Here is a 15,137-nt window from a genome sequence, read left to right on the forward strand (position 1 = left end):
ACAGCGCTTGATGCCATTTGTAAGCTTGTGATACAAGGATGCATCGTCACCAATCGGGAGTTTTTCTATGCGGATGCTTGATGCGAAGGAAGTGCAACAGGTTAGCGGTGGTGCGCCGAAGAAGTGGCAAAAGATCACGCCTGAGCAGCGTGCCGATCCCGGAGAGGATGTGACCCCCGCCCTTTCAGTCGATCTCCCCGGTCTGCCAGGCAATCGCACCGGGTGGTGCCGCGGTTACGGCAACATGAAAAACGGCGAGCCCAAACACGAAGGCACCAACTGCGGCCTGATGTGAACGTCTGTCGCGGTCGGTAGCGGTAATTGGTCGCGTAGCCATCCGAGGAGCCATCCGGCTCCTCTTTTCTTTTCCGGTTGCGCCTCAGGCGTTGCTCGTCGCCCGCACCTCTTCCATCGTCGTGATGCCGGCAATCATCTTGTCGATGCCGTCCTGGCGCAGCGTGCGCATGCCTTCGGCCATCGCGGTGGCCTGCAGGTCCTCGGCGCGGGCGCCGGTCTGGATCTGCCGGCGGATCGCCCGCGAGACGGCCATCAGTTCATGCAGGCCGGCGCGGCCCTTGAAGCCGCTGTCGCTGCATTTCTGGCAGCCGGTGCAGCGGTAGCTTTTCAGCTTGCCGTCCTTGCCGTGGCGGGTCAGCCAACCCTGCTGCACCGCTTCGCGGCTGACCGGCGGCGCCGCGTGGCCGAACGAATGCATGTAGTCGTCGAGCCACTCCTCGATCTGCTGCGGCGTCGCATCGGTCTCGACCCGGCATTGCTTGCACAGCCGACGCACCAGCCGCTGCGCCAACACCGCGAGCAGTGAATCGGCGAAGTTGAACGGGTCCATGCCCATGTCGAGCAATCGGGTGACGGTTTCCGGCGCGCTGTTGGTGTGCAGCGTCGACAGCACCAGGTGGCCGGTCAGCGATGCCTCGACGCCCATCGTCGCGGTTTCCTTGTCGCGCATCTCGCCGACCATGATGACGTCGGGATCGGCGCGCAGGAAGGCGCGCAGCGCCTTCGCGAAGGTCCAGTCGATCTTCGGATTGACCTGCACCTGGCGCAGCCCCGGCTGCGTGATCTCGACCGGATCCTCGGCGGTCCAGATCTTGCGCTCGGGCACATTGATGAAACTCAGCACCGAGTGCAACGTCGTCGTCTTGCCGGAGCCGGTCGGGCCGACACACAGCACCATGCCGTAGGGGCGCTCGACCGCCTGCTTCAACTCCCGCAGGTTGTAGTCGGACAGGCCCAGGCTGTCGACCGGCATCGGTTTTGCCGACGCCAGGATCCGCATCACGATGTCCTCGAGGTTGTTCGCGGTCGGGATCGTCGCGACGCGCAGTTCGAGCCGGTGCTGCGGCGAGAACTTGGCGAAGTTGATCTTGCCGTCCTGCGGCTTGCGGCGCTCCGAGATGTCGAGATCGCACATGATCTTGATCCGCGCGACCAGCGCCGAGCGGTATCCCGCCGGCAACTCCAGGTAGGTGCTGAGGATGCCGTCCTTGCGGAAGCGGATGCGCAGCTTTTCCTTGCCCGGATAACTCTCGATGTGGATGTCGCTGACACCGTCGCGGCTGGCCTCGACGATCATGTTGTTGATCAGCTTGACCAGCGAGTTGTCCGACTGCTCGATCTGCTTTTCATCTTCGGCAGCGGCGTGCGCGAGGTCGACCTCCTTCTCCAGCGATTCGACCAGTTCATCGGTGACCTTGCTGTTGTCGACCGTCTCGTCGACGGCTGGCAACGCATCGACACCACCGGTGTCGCCAATGCGCCCATATTCGCGGCGGATCGCGTGCTCGATGCTGCGGCTTTGCGCGAGCACCGGAACCACCTTCATCTGCGCGAAAAATTCAGCCTCGTCGACCGTCTTGCGGCGTCGTGCCGGATCGTCGAGCGCGATGACCAGGCGGCCGTCGCGCAGCAGCAGCGGCAGCACCTGCAGGCGTTGCGCGACCTGGAAGCCGATCAGCTTCAGCGCCGCGGTCTCGACCGGAAACGCCTCGAGGTCGACGACCGGGTAGCCCATCTTGCGGGCCAGCGCCATCTGCAGGTCTTCGCGCGAGACGATGCCCATGCGCACGAGCAATTCGCCGAGCGGCACGTTGCGGTCGTTTTTCTGCTGGTCGAGCGCTTCCTGCAACTGCTGCTCGCTGACCATGCCCAGCGATGTCAAGGCCTCGCCGATGCGCACGATCGGCATCTTCGCCTGCTGCTCGATCGCATGCAGCAACTGCTCCGGGGTCACGACGCGGCGCGCCAGCAGGATGTCGCCGAGTTTTTGCGTGCGCAGGTGGAACTGCTGATCGACCGCCTCTTCGACCTGTTCGCTGGTCGCAGCGTTCTGCTCGACCAGCAGTTCGCCGATCCGTTCACCGATCTCGAACGACTTGTAGGCCTCGCGCGGGTAGAACAGGCGGGCCACCTTGTCGGTCTCGTCGACCGGCGGATACAGGAACAGACCGAACGGGCTCTCGACATGGCCGATCGTCTCGCCTTCGGCCAGCGTGTCATCGGCCAGCGTGATGCGATAGCGCGAGCGTGGCCGCTGCGCGAGCAGCGATACATGTGGATCGGCAGCGTCGTCGGGCAGTGGCGCCACCGGCGCCATCAGCAGGATGCGGCGGAAGTGGTCGAATCGGAGCGGAATCGTCGTGCGTGCCGGCGGTATCTGCACATGCAGCACCGACTCCTCGGGCACAAAAAAGGTCATCCGCCCCTTCGTGCAGTTGCCTGTCCTCGATTCGACTTCGCAGGGCTGGGACTGCACCTGCTTCTCGGGCTCTGGGTAACAGGCAAATGGCGGCGTCGGCCAGCGGTAGGGCTCGCGGCTCAGCTTGGAGCTGGAGTCCGCCTCTGCGGCAGGCATCGCGCGCGGAATCGCCGCGACGTTGCTGCTCGATACCGACTTCGGATCGACGGCTTCCCACTGCACCACATTCGACTGATTTGACATCTCGCTCCGAGCCTGTCGCGTTGCGCGCCGCAGGCCTGCCTGTTTGCAGGGAACGACGACATGCCATTCCCCGTTGCCTGATGATGGCATCGCAGCGACCCCGAAAAATCCGGAAAAGGCAGGCTGGCCGCCGTCATTTCGCGACATCGGAAGCGCAGTGGCGCTACATTCGCTTCCTCTCGACCCACCGTTATCGCAACGATGTCACGCCAGCACTCCGACGCTGTTCATTGCCGCTGCAACCGTTCCATCCGTCTGCCCCGGGCCTGACGATGCGCGGCGAGACGGTTCTGCTGACCGGTTTCGAGCCTTTCGGCGGCGACCGGCGCAATCCGTCGATCGAACTGGCCCGGTCGTTCGATGGCGACGAGATTGCCGGCCTGCGCATCGTCGCACGGCAACTGCCGTGCCGTTTTGCCGATGCCGGCGAGCAACTGGCAGCCGCGGTCGATGCGTTGCAGCCGCGGCTGGTGCTCGCGATGGGGCTGGCCGCGGGCAGGGCCGAGCTGTCGTTCGAGCGGGTCGCGATCAACCTCGTCGATGCGCGGATCGCCGACAACGGCGGTGCGCAGCCGGTCGACGAACCGGTCTGCGGCGACGGGCCGGCGGCCTATTTCAGCACGTTGCCGATCAAGCGCATGGTCGCGGCGGTGCGCCGCGCCGGCATCGCCGCGTCGGTATCGCATTCGGCCGGCACCTTCGTCTGCAACCAGGTTTTCTATCTGCTGCAGCACCATTTGCAGCGCGCGGCACCGGCCGTGCCGGGCGGTTTTCTGCACCTGCCGCTGCTTGCCGAGCAGGCCGCCGAGCGCCTCGCCGCCGGCGTCGCGGAATTGCCGGCAATGCGATTCGACGAGATGCAGTGCGGTTTGCGGGCCGCGCTGGTCGAGGCGCTTGAACCGGCTGATCGCGTGGCCGCGACCGAGATGCCCAGCGAAGGTACTCTGCACTGAGCTGTGCCGGGCGGGCAGGCGGCGGAGAATGAAAGAATCGCACGTCTGCTGCGACTGAGCAGGGTCGATTCGGCGCGCGGTGCCTGAGCTGCCGCCGCTACGAAGCCAAGGCGGCACGCCGCAACCAGCGTGCCGCTGGCCGGCGGCGATTGCCGCTATCGTTGCCGCTTCGCCCTTCAACCCCTGATGCCACCATGTCGCGCAGCAAACTGTTTCTGATTGTCGGCCTGCTCGTGTTGATCGGCCTGTTCTTTGTTTTCGATCTGGGCCAGTACCTGAGCCTGGACTATCTGAAACGCAGCCAGAACGAATTTGCCGAGTTGTTCGAGCGCCGGCCGGTCACCGTGGTGGCGGTCTATTTCGTGATCTATGTGGCGGTGACCGCACTGTCGCTGCCCGGCGCAGCGATCATGACGCTGGCCGGCGGCGCGCTGTTCGGCCTGCTGCTCGGCACCGTCATCGTGTCATTCGCATCGAGCATCGGTGCGACGCTGGCCTTTCTGGCCTCGCGTTATGTGTTGCGCGATACCGTGCAGGCGCGATTCGGCAACCGCCTGAAGGAAATCAACAAGGGCATCGAGAAGGATGGCGCGTTTTATCTGGTGACCTTGCGGCTGGTGCCGCTGATCCCGTTCTTCGTCATCAACCTGGTACTCGGCCTGACGCGGATGAAGGCGGTGGTGTTCTACCTGGCCAGCCAGATCGGCATGCTGGCCGGAACCATCGTCTATGTGAATGCCGGCACGCAACTGGCGCAGATCGAATCGCTGTCGGGCATCCTGTCGCCGGGATTGATCGGTTCCTTCGTGCTGCTCGGCATCTTTCCGCTGATCGCGAAGAAGATCGTCGACGCATGGAAGGCGCGCAAGGTCTACGCGCGCTGGGCCGCCGACAAGCCGAAATCCTTCGACCGCAACCTGGTCGTGATCGGCGCCGGCGCGGCCGGCCTGGTGACCGCTTATATCGCTGCTGCGGTGAAGGCCAAGGTGACCTTGATCGAAGGTCACAAGATGGGTGGCGACTGCCTGAACTATGGCTGCGTGCCGAGCAAGGCGCTGATCAAGACGGCGACGCTGATGTCGCAGATCCGCCATAGCGCCGACTACGGGATCAGCAAGGCCGAGGCCAGCCTGGATTTCGCCGCTGCGATGGAAAGGGTCGCCGGCGTCGTCAAGCTGGTCGAGCCGCATGATTCGGTCGAGCGCTATACCAAGCTCGGCGTCGAGGTGCTGCTCGGCAAGGCGCGGATCGTCAATCCGTGGATGGTCGAGGTGGCGCTGGAAAATGGCACGACGCAACGATTGACGACGCGCCACATCGTCATCGCGACCGGCGCCGAGCCGTTCGTTCCGCCGCTGCCTGGGCTGAAGGAGATCGGCTGCCTGACCAGCGACACCCTGTGGGGCCTGCGTGAGCTGCCGAAACGACTGGTCGTGCTCGGTGGCGGGCCGATCGGCTGCGAGCTGGCACAGAGTTTTGCGCGCCTCGGCTCGGAAGTCACGCAGGTCGAAATGGCGCCGCGCATCATGCTGCGCGAGGACGAGGAAGTCAGCGCACTGGCCCGCGGCGCACTCGAACGCGACGGTGTGCGGGTGCTGACCGGCCACAAGGCGCTGCGCTGCGAACGCGAGCAGGGCGCCGACGGCGAGCGCAAATGGCTGATCGTCGAAGCCGATGGCGCCGAGCACCGGCTGCCCTTCGACCAGTTGCTGTGTGCGGTCGGGCGCAGCGCACGGCTGAAGGGTTTCGGCGTCGAGGAGCTCGGCATCCTCGCCGAACGCACCGTGCAGACCGACCCCTGGCTGCGCACCAACTACCCGAACATCCTCGCCGCCGGCGACGTCGCCGGGCCCTACCAGTTCACGCATACCGCGGCCCACCAGGCCTGGTATGCAGCTGTCAATGCATTGTTCGGCCGCTTCAAGTCATTCAAGGCCGACTATTCGGTGATCCCGTGGGCCACCTTCACCGATCCGGAGGTCGCCCGGGTCGGCCTGAACGAACAGGATGCAAAGGAACAGAACATCGATTACGAGGTGACCCGATTCGAACTCGAGGAGCTCGACCGCGCGATCGCCGACAGTGCGACGCACGGCTTCGTCAAGGTGCTGACGGTGCCCGGCAAGGACAAGATCCTCGGTGTGACGATCGTCGGTGTGCATGCCGGCGACCTGCTGGCCGAATATGTGCTCGCGATGCGCCACGGTCTCGGCCTGAACAAGATCCTCGGCACGATCCACACCTACCCGACGCTCGCCGAGGCCAACAAATATGCAGCCGGCGAGTGGAAGCGGGCCCATCAGCCGAAGCGGCTGCTCGAATGGGTCGCGAAATACCATGCGTGGGAGCGTGGCTGATCAGCAGCTTGTACAAAGGGAAACGATGACAAAAAAGATGTTGATGCCGAGCGAGCCGCTTGCGGGCCGGCTGCTGCAGCAAGCGCGCCGCTGGCTGGCCCGCAGCCTGCTGCTCCTGATGCCGCTGCTGCTGCTCGCCCATGCGCCGGCGGCCCGCGCCGAATTCGACCATGGCCATGCGGCATGGGACGCACTCGTCAAGCGCCATGTCAAATGGTTGCCCGACAACAAGCAGAGCCGCGTCGACTATGCGGCCTTCAAGGCCGATCGCAAGGCCTTGCAGCAGGTGCTCGGCAGTTATTCCTCGGTCAGCCGGCAGAGCTTTGACGGCTGGAGCCGGCCGCAGCAGATGGCCTTCCTGATCAATGCCTACAACGCGTTCACGGTCGAGCTGATCCTCAGCCGTTATCCCGATCTGAAATCGATCAAGGACCTCGGCTCGCTGTTCCAGTCGCCGTGGAAAAAGGAATTCTTCACGCTGCTCGGCGAGAAGCGCCACCTCGACTGGATCGAGCATGAACGGCTGCGTCCGGACTACAAGGACTATCGTGTCCATGGCGCGGTCAACTGCGCGAGCATCGGCTGCCCGGCGTTGCGCGACGAAGCCTTCGTCGCGACGCGTCTCGATGCGCAGCTCGACGACGGCATGACGCGTTTTCTCGCCGACCGGACACGCAACCGCGTGCGCGACGGCCGGCTCGAGGTGTCGATGATCTTCAAGTGGTTCCGCGAGGATTTCGAGCAGGGCCATCTCGGCGTGCGCCGCCTCGAGGACCTGTTTGCCCGCCATGCGAAGCAGCTCAGCGACGATGCCGCGGTGCAGGCGCGGCTGCAGGCGCGTGCGTTGCCGATCGATTTCCTCGACTACGACTGGTCGCTGAATGCGCTTGGGCGCTGACGCGGTTGACGCCGGGCGCAGCGGCCGGGCCCATCGCTGGTGGCTCGCGCTGCCGATGCTGGGCGCAGCGCTGGCTGCCAGTGCGGCCTCGCTGCCGTGGCCGAGCCTGCTGCCTGGCGACAAGGCCGCGGCTGCTGACTGGACCATCGAACTGCTGCCGGAGCAGCGTTTCCCGACCACCGAATTCCGGCTTGCCGGGCCGGCGCTGCGCATCGAGGCGAACGGCTCCTATGGCAACCTCGTGCAGCACCTCGAGCAGCGTCCCGGCAAGGGTAGGCTGAGCTGGCGCTGGCGGGTCGAGAAATTCAATCTGCTCGCCGACCTGCGCCGCAAGCAGGCCGACGACACCAGCATCAAGGTCTGCGCGCTGTTCGAGATGGCAATCGAGCGCGTGCCTTTTGTCGAACGTCAGCTGCTGCGGCTGGCCAGTGCCGGCAGCGGCCGCGATCTGCCGGCCGCCACCGTCTGTTATGTCTGGGATGCGCGGCTGCCGGCGCAGACGCCGCTCGACAATGCCTATTCGCGGCGGGTCCGTTATCTGGTGCTGCGTTCAGGCCCGGCTGCGTCCGGCCAGTGGGTCGACGAGCAGCGCGACATCGGCGCCGATTTTCTGGCCCTGTTCGGCGACGAGGCCGGCGGCCAGGTACCGCCGTTGCGGGCGATCGCAGTCGGTGCCGATGCCGACAATACCGGCGGCCACAGCATTGCCTGGATCGCCGATATGAGGCTGACGCCTTGAAGCGGCTGCTGCTGCTCGGTGGCGGCCATGCCCATGTCCATGTGCTGCAGGCGCTGGCCGCCGAGCCGCTGGCGGCGGCGCAGGTCACGCTGGTCTCGCCTTATCGGCGCCAGGTCTATTCGGGCATGGTGCCTGGCCTGCTCGCCGGTCACTACGGCATCGATGACTGCGTGATCCCGCTGGCGCCGCTGGCCGCCGCGGCCGGCGCCCGCTTCATCCAGGCCAGCGCGACCGCGCTCGACGCCGACGCGCAGCGGGTCACGTTGTCGACCGGCGACGAGATCGATTTTGATCTGCTGGCGATCGACACCGGCCCGGTGATGCCGGTCGATGCGATTGCCGGCGCCCGCGAACACGGCTGGCCAGTGCGGCCGATCGAGATCTTCATCGGCCGCTGGCAGGCACTGCTCGATGCCGAGCGGCGCGGGCCTTGCGATCTGTTCGTGGTCGGCGGCGGCGCGGCCGGTGTCGAGTTGGCGATGGCAATCGCACACCGCTTCGGCGACGCGGCGCGCGTCAGCGTCGTCACCGGCGGCGGGCCGGTGCTTGGCGGCTCGTCGGCCGGGCTGCAGCGGCGCGTCACGCGGGCGCTGCAGCGCCGCGACATCACCGTGATCGACGACAGCTGCAGCGAGATCGGCCCGGAGTCATTGCGGCTGGCCAGCGGACGGCTGCTCGCCTGCGACCTCGCGGTGCTGGCACTCGGTGCGTCGGCCGCGCCTTGGCTGGCTGCGAGCGGCCTGCAATGCAATGCGCAGGGATTCGTCGAAACCGGACCGACGCTGCAGAGCGTGTCGCACCCAGCTGTCTTTGCCGCCGGCGACGTTTCAAGTCGGGTCGATGTGTCGCATCCGAAAAGCGGCGTCTATGCGGTGCGTGCCGGCCCGCCGCTGGCCTTCAATCTGCGCTGTGCGGTCGACGGTGGCGAACTGCGCCAGCACCTGCCGCAGCGGCACAGCCTGGCGTTGCTTGCCTGTGGCGAGCGCCATGCGATCGCGAGCTGGAACGGCTGGTCGTTCGAGGGTGACTGGGTCTGGCGCTGGAAGGACCACATCGACCGCGCATTCATCAGCCGGTATACGCTGCCGGAGCGCTGAGCGGCACAAGGTCGCCGCCGTCGGCGGCGCACGATCATTCGCGCGGGCGGAATGCGATCAGCATCGTCGACGGCACCCGGCCGTCGACATCGCGCGGCAGCATCTCGGTGCGTTCGATCGCGCGCTGCACCGCGGCATCCCAGTCCTTGCTGCCGCTGCTGCGCACCAGCCGCTGGCTGATGATCCGGCCGTCCGGCGCCAGCCTGACCAGCACCTCGGCCTGCGGGTTGTCGGTCAGTTCGTCGACAAAGACGATATTCGGCTTGATCCGCGCCTTCACGCGGCCGGCATAGCTGTCCGACGGCGCGGCATTTTGCGCTTCGGTGCCTTTCGAGCCGACTTCGCCGGTTGCGCCGCCGGCCTGGCTGAGCATCCGCTTCAGTGCCTGCTCGCGCTGCTCGGCGATCCGCTTGGCTTCGGCCTTTTCCTTCTCTTCGGCGAGCTTGGCCTGGCGCAATTCCTCTTCCTTGCGCTTTTTCTCCTTCTCGAGCGCGGCCTGCTTCTCGGCTTCGGCCTTTTCACGGGCGAGCTTTTTCTCCTCCTCGGCCTTTGCCTTTGCCAGTTTTTCGGCTTCGGCCTTTTCGCGCGCCGCCTTTTCACGCGCGACTTTTTCGAGTTCGAGCTTTTTCGCGGCAAGTTTCTTCGCTTCTTCTTCCTTGCGCTTTTTCTCCTGCTCGCGTTCTTCCTCGAGCTTGCGTTCGCGTTCCTCGCGACGCGCCTTCTCGATCGCGATCTGCGGGTCGGGCAGCGCCTTTTTTGGCGGCGGCGCGGGTTCAGGCTCCGGCGCGGGTGGCGGCGGAGGCGCCTTTTTTGCCGGCGGCTTCGGCGGCGGTTCGGGTTCCGGTTCCGGTTTTGGCGGCGGCGCCTCGGGTGCGGCCGCGCGCGGCGCGGCAACCTGCGGCACCGCCGCCCACAGCTCGGCCTGCAGGCCCTCGGGGTTGCTGGCGCGCCAGTTGACGCCAATCGCCAGCGCGATCACCAGCAGCGCATGGGCCAGCACTGCGAGCACGAAGCCGCGCCCCATGCCGTCGGGGTTGCGGGGTGCCAGCGGGTCGCGTCTGCTCATCTGCGCCCGCGGTATCAACCGCCTCCGGATTTGACCGCCAGGCCGACGCGCACGACACCGGCGCGCTGCAGGCTGTCCATCACCTTGACGACTGCGTCGTATTTGACGTTGCGGTCGGCAGAGATCACGACCGGCGTATTGGTGTCACCGTCCTGCAGGTCGCGAACCCGGCCGGCCAGGCTGCGCAACGGCAGCTTCTGCGGGTCGCTTTCGCCGCTGACACGCAGCCGCAGCGCCTCGTCCTGGCCGACGATGACCTCGATCACGCGTTCCGGCTGCTGCTTGCTCTTGCCGACCGACGGCAGGTCGACCAGGCCGGTCGTGATCAGCGGCGCGCTGACCATGAAGATGATCAGCAGCACCAGCATCACATCGATGAACGGCACCATGTTGATCTCGTTCATCGTGCGGCGGTGGCCGCGGCCCCCTCTGCTGACGGCCGGCATCAGCGACCTCCGACCGTGCTCGGCGAGGCGTTGCTGTGCGGCTGGCCGGCGTTGCGGTGCAGGATGTTCGAGAAGTCCTCGATGAAGGTCTCGAACTGGGTTGCGATCTGGTCAATGTCGCGGGCGAAGCGGTTGTAGGCAATCACCGCCGGAATTGCCGCGAAGAGGCCGATCGCGGTCGCGACCAGCGCCTCGGCGATGCCCGGCGCCACCGTCGCCAGCGTCACCTGCTGCAGGTTCGACAGCCCGACGAAGGCGTGCATGATCCCCCAGACGGTGCCGAACAGCCCGACATAGGGGCTGACCGAACCGACCGAAGCGAGGAAGGACATGTTCGACTCGATCAGATCGAGTTCACGCTGAAAACTCGCGCGCATCGCGCGCCGTGCGCCTTCCAGCAGCGCGCCGGGATCGGCGACCCGCCGTTCACGAAGCTTCAGGAATTCGCGCATGCCCGACGCGAAGATGCGCTCGATCGGCGAGCCGTCGGGTTTTTCGGTCGCGTCGCCATAGAGCTCGGTCAGGTTGCGGCCGGCCCAGAATTCGCGCTCGAAATTTTCGCTGTCGGCACGGATGCGACGCAGCCCGAACAGTTTGCCGAAGATCACCGTCCAGCTGGCCAGCGAGGTCAGCATCAGGCCGAGCATCACCAGCTGGACGACCAGGCTGGCTTCGAGGACGAGTTTGAAGATCGAGAGGTCTTGGGTCATTCGAGTGCGTCGAGAAGATCGTTGGGTATGCGGCACGGCCGAAAGGTTCCGGCGTCGACACAGGCGATGCGGATCTCGCCTTCGCACAGCAGCTGCTGCGGCTGGCCGTCGTCGCCGATGCGCCAGGCCTGCTGCGCAAGGCCCATGCCGACGCGGCCGCCGTCGATGCGGACGACGCTGATCTCGAGTTCGTCGTCGAGCCTGGCTGGCAGCAGATAACGCACGCGGGTTTCAGCGACGATGAACATCACCTGCCGGTCGACCCGCAATTGCTGTTGCGAGAATCCGGCCGCGCGCAGCCATTCGGTGCGCGCGCGTTCGAAATATTTCAGGTAGTTCGCGTAGAAGACGATGCCGCCGGCGTCGGTGTCTTCCCAGTAGACGCGGATACGGCTGCGAAAGACATCATCGCCGATCGCCTGCGGCATCGGTCTCGTGCGCACTGCCCGCATCATGACCTGGCCATGCCGGGCAGCACGTCGCCCAGGCGCCGCACTGCCTCGTGCAGCTGTTCGATCGAACTGGCGAACGAGAAGCGGACAAAACGCGCCGTATCGTGGCGACCGAAATCGCGGCCCGGCGTGATCGCGACATGGGCGCGCCGCATCAGCTCGAAGACGAAATCCCAGCTGCCGCCAGCCGCCGGATCGGCGAAGCGGCTGCAGTCGGCCCATGCATAGAAGGCACCGTCGGGCAGCACCGGCACCGGCAGGCCGAGCCGCTCGAGCGCCGGCACCAGCAGGTCACGGCGTTTGCGGAATTCGGCACGCCTGCGCTCGTATTCGGCGATCGAGTCGGCCTCGAAGCAGGCCAGCGCCGCATGCTGCGCCAGCGTCGACGGACAGATGAACAGGTTCTGCGCGAGCTTCTCGACCGCCGGCACCAGTTCGAGCGGCAGCACCATCCAGCCGAGCCGCCAGCCGGTCATGTTGAAATATTTGGAGAAGCTGTTGATCGAGATCACGTCGTCGCCGTGGCCCTGGCCATGGACCAGCGCGCTCTGGCCGTAGCGGTCGTCGAAGCTGAGCCCGAGGTAGATCTCGTCGACCAGCGTGAAGCCGCCCCGCGCGCGAACGACATCGACGATGCGGCCCATCTCGGCCGGATCGATCGAGGTGCCGGTCGGGTTCGACGGCGACGCCAGCAGCACGCCGCGGGTTTTGTCGCCCCAGGCCGCCGCGACCGCGTCGGCGCTGAGCTGGAAACGCTCGGCCGCGCCGGTCGGCAGCAACACCGCGGTGCCGTCGGCGGCGGCGACGAAGTGCCGGTTGCACGGATAACTCGGATCGGGCAGCAGCACCTCGTCGCCGCGTTCGATCAGCGTCAGGCAGGCCAGCTGCAGCGCAGCCGATGCGCCAGCCGTGACGACGATGCGCTCGGCGGCGATCTCGAGCCCGAAACGCTCGCGGTACCACAGGCTGATGCGCCGGCGCAGCTGCGGCAGGCCGGTGGCATCGGTATATTGGCTGCGGCCCTGGTCGATCGCCAGCGTGGCGAGCCGCCGCACCGCAGGCGGCGCGGTGAAATCGGGCTCGCCGATATTCAGGAAGATCATCGGCTGGCCGCCGTGTGCCGGATCGCAGGCCGGCGAGTGCGCCAGTTCCGACGCCGCCTTCGCGCACTCCATCACATAGAACGGTTCGATGTGATCGAGCCTGGATGCGAGTTTCATGGCAGCCCTCGGCAAACCTGCGGCATCGGTTGCGGCTCAGCGCCGCTGATCACCGCGTGCAGCACGCGCGGCCTGCACCTCGACCTGCCGCAGATCGATCGCGAGCTTGTCGAGCACGCCGTTGACATAACGGTGCCCATCGGTGCCGCCGTAACTCTTCGCGAGCTCGACCGCCTCGTTGATCGCAACCTTGTACGGCACGTCGATGCAGTGTTTCAGTTCATAGGCGCCGAGCAGCAGGATGCCATGCTCGACCGGCGACAAATCCTTCGTCGGACGATCGACATGCCGTGCCAGCAGGCCGTCGAGATCGGCCGCCTCGTTGATGCAGCCGTGCAGCAGTGCGTCGAAGTGCGCGGTGTCGCAGCCAGCATAAAACTCGAGTTCGCGCATGTGGGCATCGATCACGCCGGCATCGCTGCCGCCGACCAGCCATTCGTACAGGCCTTGCAGCGCGGCTTCGCGCGAGCGGCGACGCGGCGATTTCGCGCGCGGCTTGCCGCTCTTGCCCTCATCCCGGCGAGCTGCCGACGGACGCGGTACAGGGCTGGCCGGCGCCGGGGCGCTGCCTTTCGGATCGTCGCTCACGACAGGTCTTCCATCAGATTGGCCATCTCGACCGCCACCCGCGCGGCGTCGCGGCCCTTCTCTCCAACGCGGGCCAATGCCTGCGCTTCGTTCTCGACGGTCAGGATCGCATTGGCGATCGGCACCTGGTGGTCGAGCGAGACGCGGGTGACTGCGGCACCGCTTTCATTGGCGACCAGTTCGAAATGGTAGGTTTCGCCACGGATGATGCAGCCGAGTGCGATCAGCGCATCGAATTCATTGCTGTCGGCCATCGCCTGCAGCGCAACGCCGATTTCGAGCGCACCGGGCACCAGCACATGCTTGACGTGTTTGCCGGCGACGCCGAGTTTTTCCAGTTCGGCCACACAGGCCTGCGCAAGCTGGCCAGTCAGCTCGGAATTGAAACGCGCCTGCACGATGCCGATCCGCAGATCGCGCCCGTCCAGTTCGGCGGCCTGGCCACGATCAGCAGCGAGCATCGATATTTCCTGGGAGATTCAACAAAATGGGTCCGGGCATCGCCCTGTTCATCAGGCCTGCGGCGGCTCGAAGCCGAGCACCTCGAGGCCGTAACCAACCATGCTCGGCATGCGACGCGGGCTGCCGAGCAGCGTCATCCGGCTGACGCCGAGTTCACGCAGGATCTGCGCGCCGATGCCATAGGTGCGCAGGTCGATCTGGCCGCGCCGCCGGCCATTGGCGGCATCGGCGGTGGCGTGCATCTGCTGGTCGAGTTCGGCAGCGCTTTCGCCGCAATTGAGCAGCACGGCGACGCCGGCCGGCGCGCGCTGAAGTGCCGCCAGCGCCTTCGGCAGCGGCCATGAATGAGCGGTGGTGCCGGTGTCGAGCAGGTCGAGAACCGACAGCGGCTCGTGGACACGGACCAGCACCTGGTCGTCGGTTGTCCATTTGCCCTTGGTCAGCGCCAGATGGAGCCCGCCGGTGCGGTCTTTGAACGTCGTGCAGTCGAAGCTGCCCTGCGCGGTGCTCATCACCCGCTGCCCGACCCGTTCGATCAAGGTCTCGTTGCGGCTGCGGTGTTCGATCAGCGACGCAATCGTGCCGATCTTCAGGCCGTGTTCCTGCGCAAAAACCTGCAGGTCGGGAAGACGCGCCATTTCGCCGTCATCGCGCATCACCTCGCAGATCACCGATGCCGGGCTCAGGCCGGCCATCGCCGCGAGATCGCAGCCGGCCTCGGTGTGGCCGGCGCGCATCAGCACGCCGCCGTCCTGCGCCTGCAGCGGAAAGATGTGGCCGGGCTGCACCAGGTCCTCCGGGCGCGCGTCGCGGGCCACTGCGGCCTGTACGGTACGCGCCCGATCCGCCGCCGAGATGCCGGTGCTGACACCGGTGGCGGCCTCGATCGATACCGTGAATGCGGTGCCGTGCTGGGCGCCATTGCGGGTCGTCATCGGCGGCAGCCGCAGGCGCTCGCAGCGCTCGCGGGTCAGCGTCAGGCAGATCAGGCCGCGGCCGAAGCGGGCCATGAAATTGATCGCCTCGGGCGTCACGTGGTCGGCGGCGAGGACCAGGTCACCTTCGTTCTCGCGGTCTTCCTCGTCGACGAGGATCACCATCCGCCCTGCGGCGAGCTCGGCAACGAGTTCAGGAACTGGAGAAATCGACATGGCTGGATTGTAGGTTGGGCCGCCCGGACGGCCGGCTCG

The 15,137-nt window shown here is 66.2% G+C and carries 15 protein-coding genes; 6 read left to right on the forward strand and 9 right to left on the reverse strand.

All coding sequences use genetic code 11. From position 1 onward, the window contains the following. The first annotated feature begins 67 nt into the window (after positions 1-67). Positions 68-295 (forward strand): hypothetical protein, encoded by a 228-nt coding sequence (locus ACNH6H_RS16945; protein WP_418319312.1) that lies wholly within the window; start codon positions 68-70, stop codon positions 293-295. A gap of 84 nt (positions 296-379) precedes the next feature. Here the strand turns inward: ACNH6H_RS16945 and ACNH6H_RS16950 are convergent, their stop codons facing one another. After that, a complete protein-coding gene (locus tag ACNH6H_RS16950; protein ID WP_418321379.1) occupies positions 380-2,269 on the reverse strand; it encodes a GspE/PulE family protein in 1,890 nt (629 codons plus the stop codon). Positions 2,270-3,231: 962 nt separating this feature from the next. Here ACNH6H_RS16950 and pcp point away from each other — a divergent pair. The 5 genes from pcp to ACNH6H_RS16975 all read left to right on the forward strand — a co-directional run bounded on the left by pcp (position 3,232) and on the right by ACNH6H_RS16975 (position 9,003). After that, positions 3,232-3,912: a pyroglutamyl-peptidase I gene (gene pcp / locus ACNH6H_RS16955; RefSeq protein WP_418319313.1), complete on the forward strand. Its 681-nt coding sequence runs from the start codon at positions 3,232-3,234 to the stop codon at positions 3,910-3,912. A gap of 194 nt (positions 3,913-4,106) precedes the next feature. After that, positions 4,107-6,269, forward strand: a complete 2,163-nt coding sequence (locus tag ACNH6H_RS16960) for an FAD-dependent oxidoreductase (RefSeq protein WP_418319314.1) — start codon at positions 4,107-4,109, stop codon at positions 6,267-6,269. Positions 6,270-6,294: 25 nt separating this feature from the next. Then, positions 6,295-7,167, forward strand: coding sequence for a DUF547 domain-containing protein (locus tag ACNH6H_RS16965; RefSeq protein WP_418319315.1), 873 nt, complete (start codon positions 6,295-6,297; stop codon positions 7,165-7,167). After that, the gene (locus tag ACNH6H_RS16970; RefSeq protein ID WP_418319317.1) at positions 7,151-7,906 is read left to right on the forward strand and encodes a DUF3047 domain-containing protein; all 756 of its coding nucleotides are present in this window, start codon (positions 7,151-7,153) and stop codon (positions 7,904-7,906) included. Before ACNH6H_RS16965 ends, ACNH6H_RS16970 begins: the two co-directional genes overlap by 17 nt. Next, entirely contained in the window at positions 7,903-9,003 is a 1,101-nt protein-coding gene (locus ACNH6H_RS16975) for an FAD-dependent oxidoreductase (protein ID WP_418319318.1), read from the forward strand. The genes ACNH6H_RS16970 and ACNH6H_RS16975 overlap by 4 nt, the downstream gene beginning before the upstream one ends. Before the next feature lie 34 nt (positions 9,004-9,037). Here ACNH6H_RS16975 and tolA read toward each other — a convergent pair whose 3' ends face one another. Genes tolA through ribBA form a run of 8 tightly spaced genes read right to left on the reverse strand, consistent with a single transcriptional unit; the run spans position 9,038 to position 15,098 of the window. After that, a complete protein-coding gene (gene tolA, locus ACNH6H_RS16980) occupies positions 9,038-10,069 on the reverse strand; it encodes a cell envelope integrity protein TolA (protein WP_418319319.1) in 1,032 nt (343 codons plus the stop codon). 14 nt (positions 10,070-10,083) lie between these two features. After that, complete coding sequence (gene tolR / locus ACNH6H_RS16985) at positions 10,084-10,515, reverse strand: protein TolR (RefSeq protein ID WP_418319320.1); 432 nt, start codon at positions 10,513-10,515, stop codon at positions 10,084-10,086. Then, positions 10,515-11,225 carry a protein TolQ gene (gene tolQ / locus ACNH6H_RS16990; RefSeq protein ID WP_418319321.1) on the reverse strand — a complete coding sequence of 237 codons (711 nt, stop codon included), beginning with the start codon at positions 11,223-11,225 and terminating at the stop codon, positions 10,515-10,517. Before tolQ ends, tolR begins: the two co-directional genes overlap by 1 nt. Then, complete coding sequence (ybgC, locus tag ACNH6H_RS16995) at positions 11,222-11,653, reverse strand: tol-pal system-associated acyl-CoA thioesterase (RefSeq protein WP_418321381.1); 432 nt, start codon at positions 11,651-11,653, stop codon at positions 11,222-11,224. Before ybgC ends, tolQ begins: the two co-directional genes overlap by 4 nt. 23 nt (positions 11,654-11,676) lie before the next feature. Then, positions 11,677-12,897 (reverse strand): pyridoxal phosphate-dependent aminotransferase, encoded by a 1,221-nt coding sequence (locus tag ACNH6H_RS17000; RefSeq protein ID WP_418319322.1) that lies wholly within the window; start codon positions 12,895-12,897, stop codon positions 11,677-11,679. A 36-nt stretch (positions 12,898-12,933) separates the two neighbouring features. Next, complete coding sequence (nusB, locus tag ACNH6H_RS17005) at positions 12,934-13,485, reverse strand: transcription antitermination factor NusB (protein ID WP_418319323.1); 552 nt, start codon at positions 13,483-13,485, stop codon at positions 12,934-12,936. Further along, the gene (gene ribH / locus ACNH6H_RS17010) at positions 13,482-13,946 is read right to left on the reverse strand and encodes a 6,7-dimethyl-8-ribityllumazine synthase (RefSeq protein ID WP_418319324.1); all 465 of its coding nucleotides are present in this window, start codon (positions 13,944-13,946) and stop codon (positions 13,482-13,484) included. Before ribH ends, nusB begins: the two co-directional genes overlap by 4 nt. Positions 13,947-13,997: 51 nt before the next feature. Then, positions 13,998-15,098 (reverse strand): bifunctional 3,4-dihydroxy-2-butanone-4-phosphate synthase/GTP cyclohydrolase II, encoded by a 1,101-nt coding sequence (gene ribBA, locus ACNH6H_RS17015; RefSeq protein ID WP_418319325.1) that lies wholly within the window; start codon positions 15,096-15,098, stop codon positions 13,998-14,000. Positions 15,099-15,137 lie beyond the last annotated feature (39 nt).

The organism is Pseudideonella sakaiensis (assembly GCF_048320135.1).
Classification (GTDB): Bacteria; Pseudomonadota; Gammaproteobacteria; order Burkholderiales; family Burkholderiaceae_C; genus Ideonella_A; species Ideonella_A sakaiensis_A.

Coding starts and splice junctions, on each gene's coding strand:
- ACNH6H_RS16945 (WP_418319312.1), top strand. CDS start 68: ATGCGGATGCTTGATGCGAAGGAAGTGCAACAGGTTAGCGGTGGTGCG.
- pcp (WP_418319313.1), top strand. CDS start 3,232: ATGCGCGGCGAGACGGTTCTGCTGACCGGTTTCGAGCCTTTCGGCGGC.
- ACNH6H_RS16960 (WP_418319314.1), top strand. CDS start 4,107: ATGTCGCGCAGCAAACTGTTTCTGATTGTCGGCCTGCTCGTGTTGATC.
- ACNH6H_RS16965 (WP_418319315.1), top strand. CDS start 6,295: ATGACAAAAAAGATGTTGATGCCGAGCGAGCCGCTTGCGGGCCGGCTG.
- ACNH6H_RS16970 (WP_418319317.1), top strand. CDS start 7,151: ATGCGCTTGGGCGCTGACGCGGTTGACGCCGGGCGCAGCGGCCGGGCC.
- tolA (WP_418319319.1), bottom strand. CDS start 10,069: ATGAGCAGACGCGACCCGCTGGCACCCCGCAACCCCGACGGCATGGGG.
- tolR (WP_418319320.1), bottom strand. CDS start 10,515: ATGCCGGCCGTCAGCAGAGGGGGCCGCGGCCACCGCCGCACGATGAAC.
- tolQ (WP_418319321.1), bottom strand. CDS start 11,225: ATGACCCAAGACCTCTCGATCTTCAAACTCGTCCTCGAAGCCAGCCTG.
- ybgC (WP_418321381.1), bottom strand. CDS start 11,653: ATGCCGCAGGCGATCGGCGATGATGTCTTTCGCAGCCGTATCCGCGTC.
- ACNH6H_RS17000 (WP_418319322.1), bottom strand. CDS start 12,897: ATGAAACTCGCATCCAGGCTCGATCACATCGAACCGTTCTATGTGATG.
- ribH (WP_418319324.1), bottom strand. CDS start 13,946: ATGCTCGCTGCTGATCGTGGCCAGGCCGCCGAACTGGACGGGCGCGAT.
- ribBA (WP_418319325.1), bottom strand. CDS start 15,098: ATGTCGATTTCTCCAGTTCCTGAACTCGTTGCCGAGCTCGCCGCAGGG.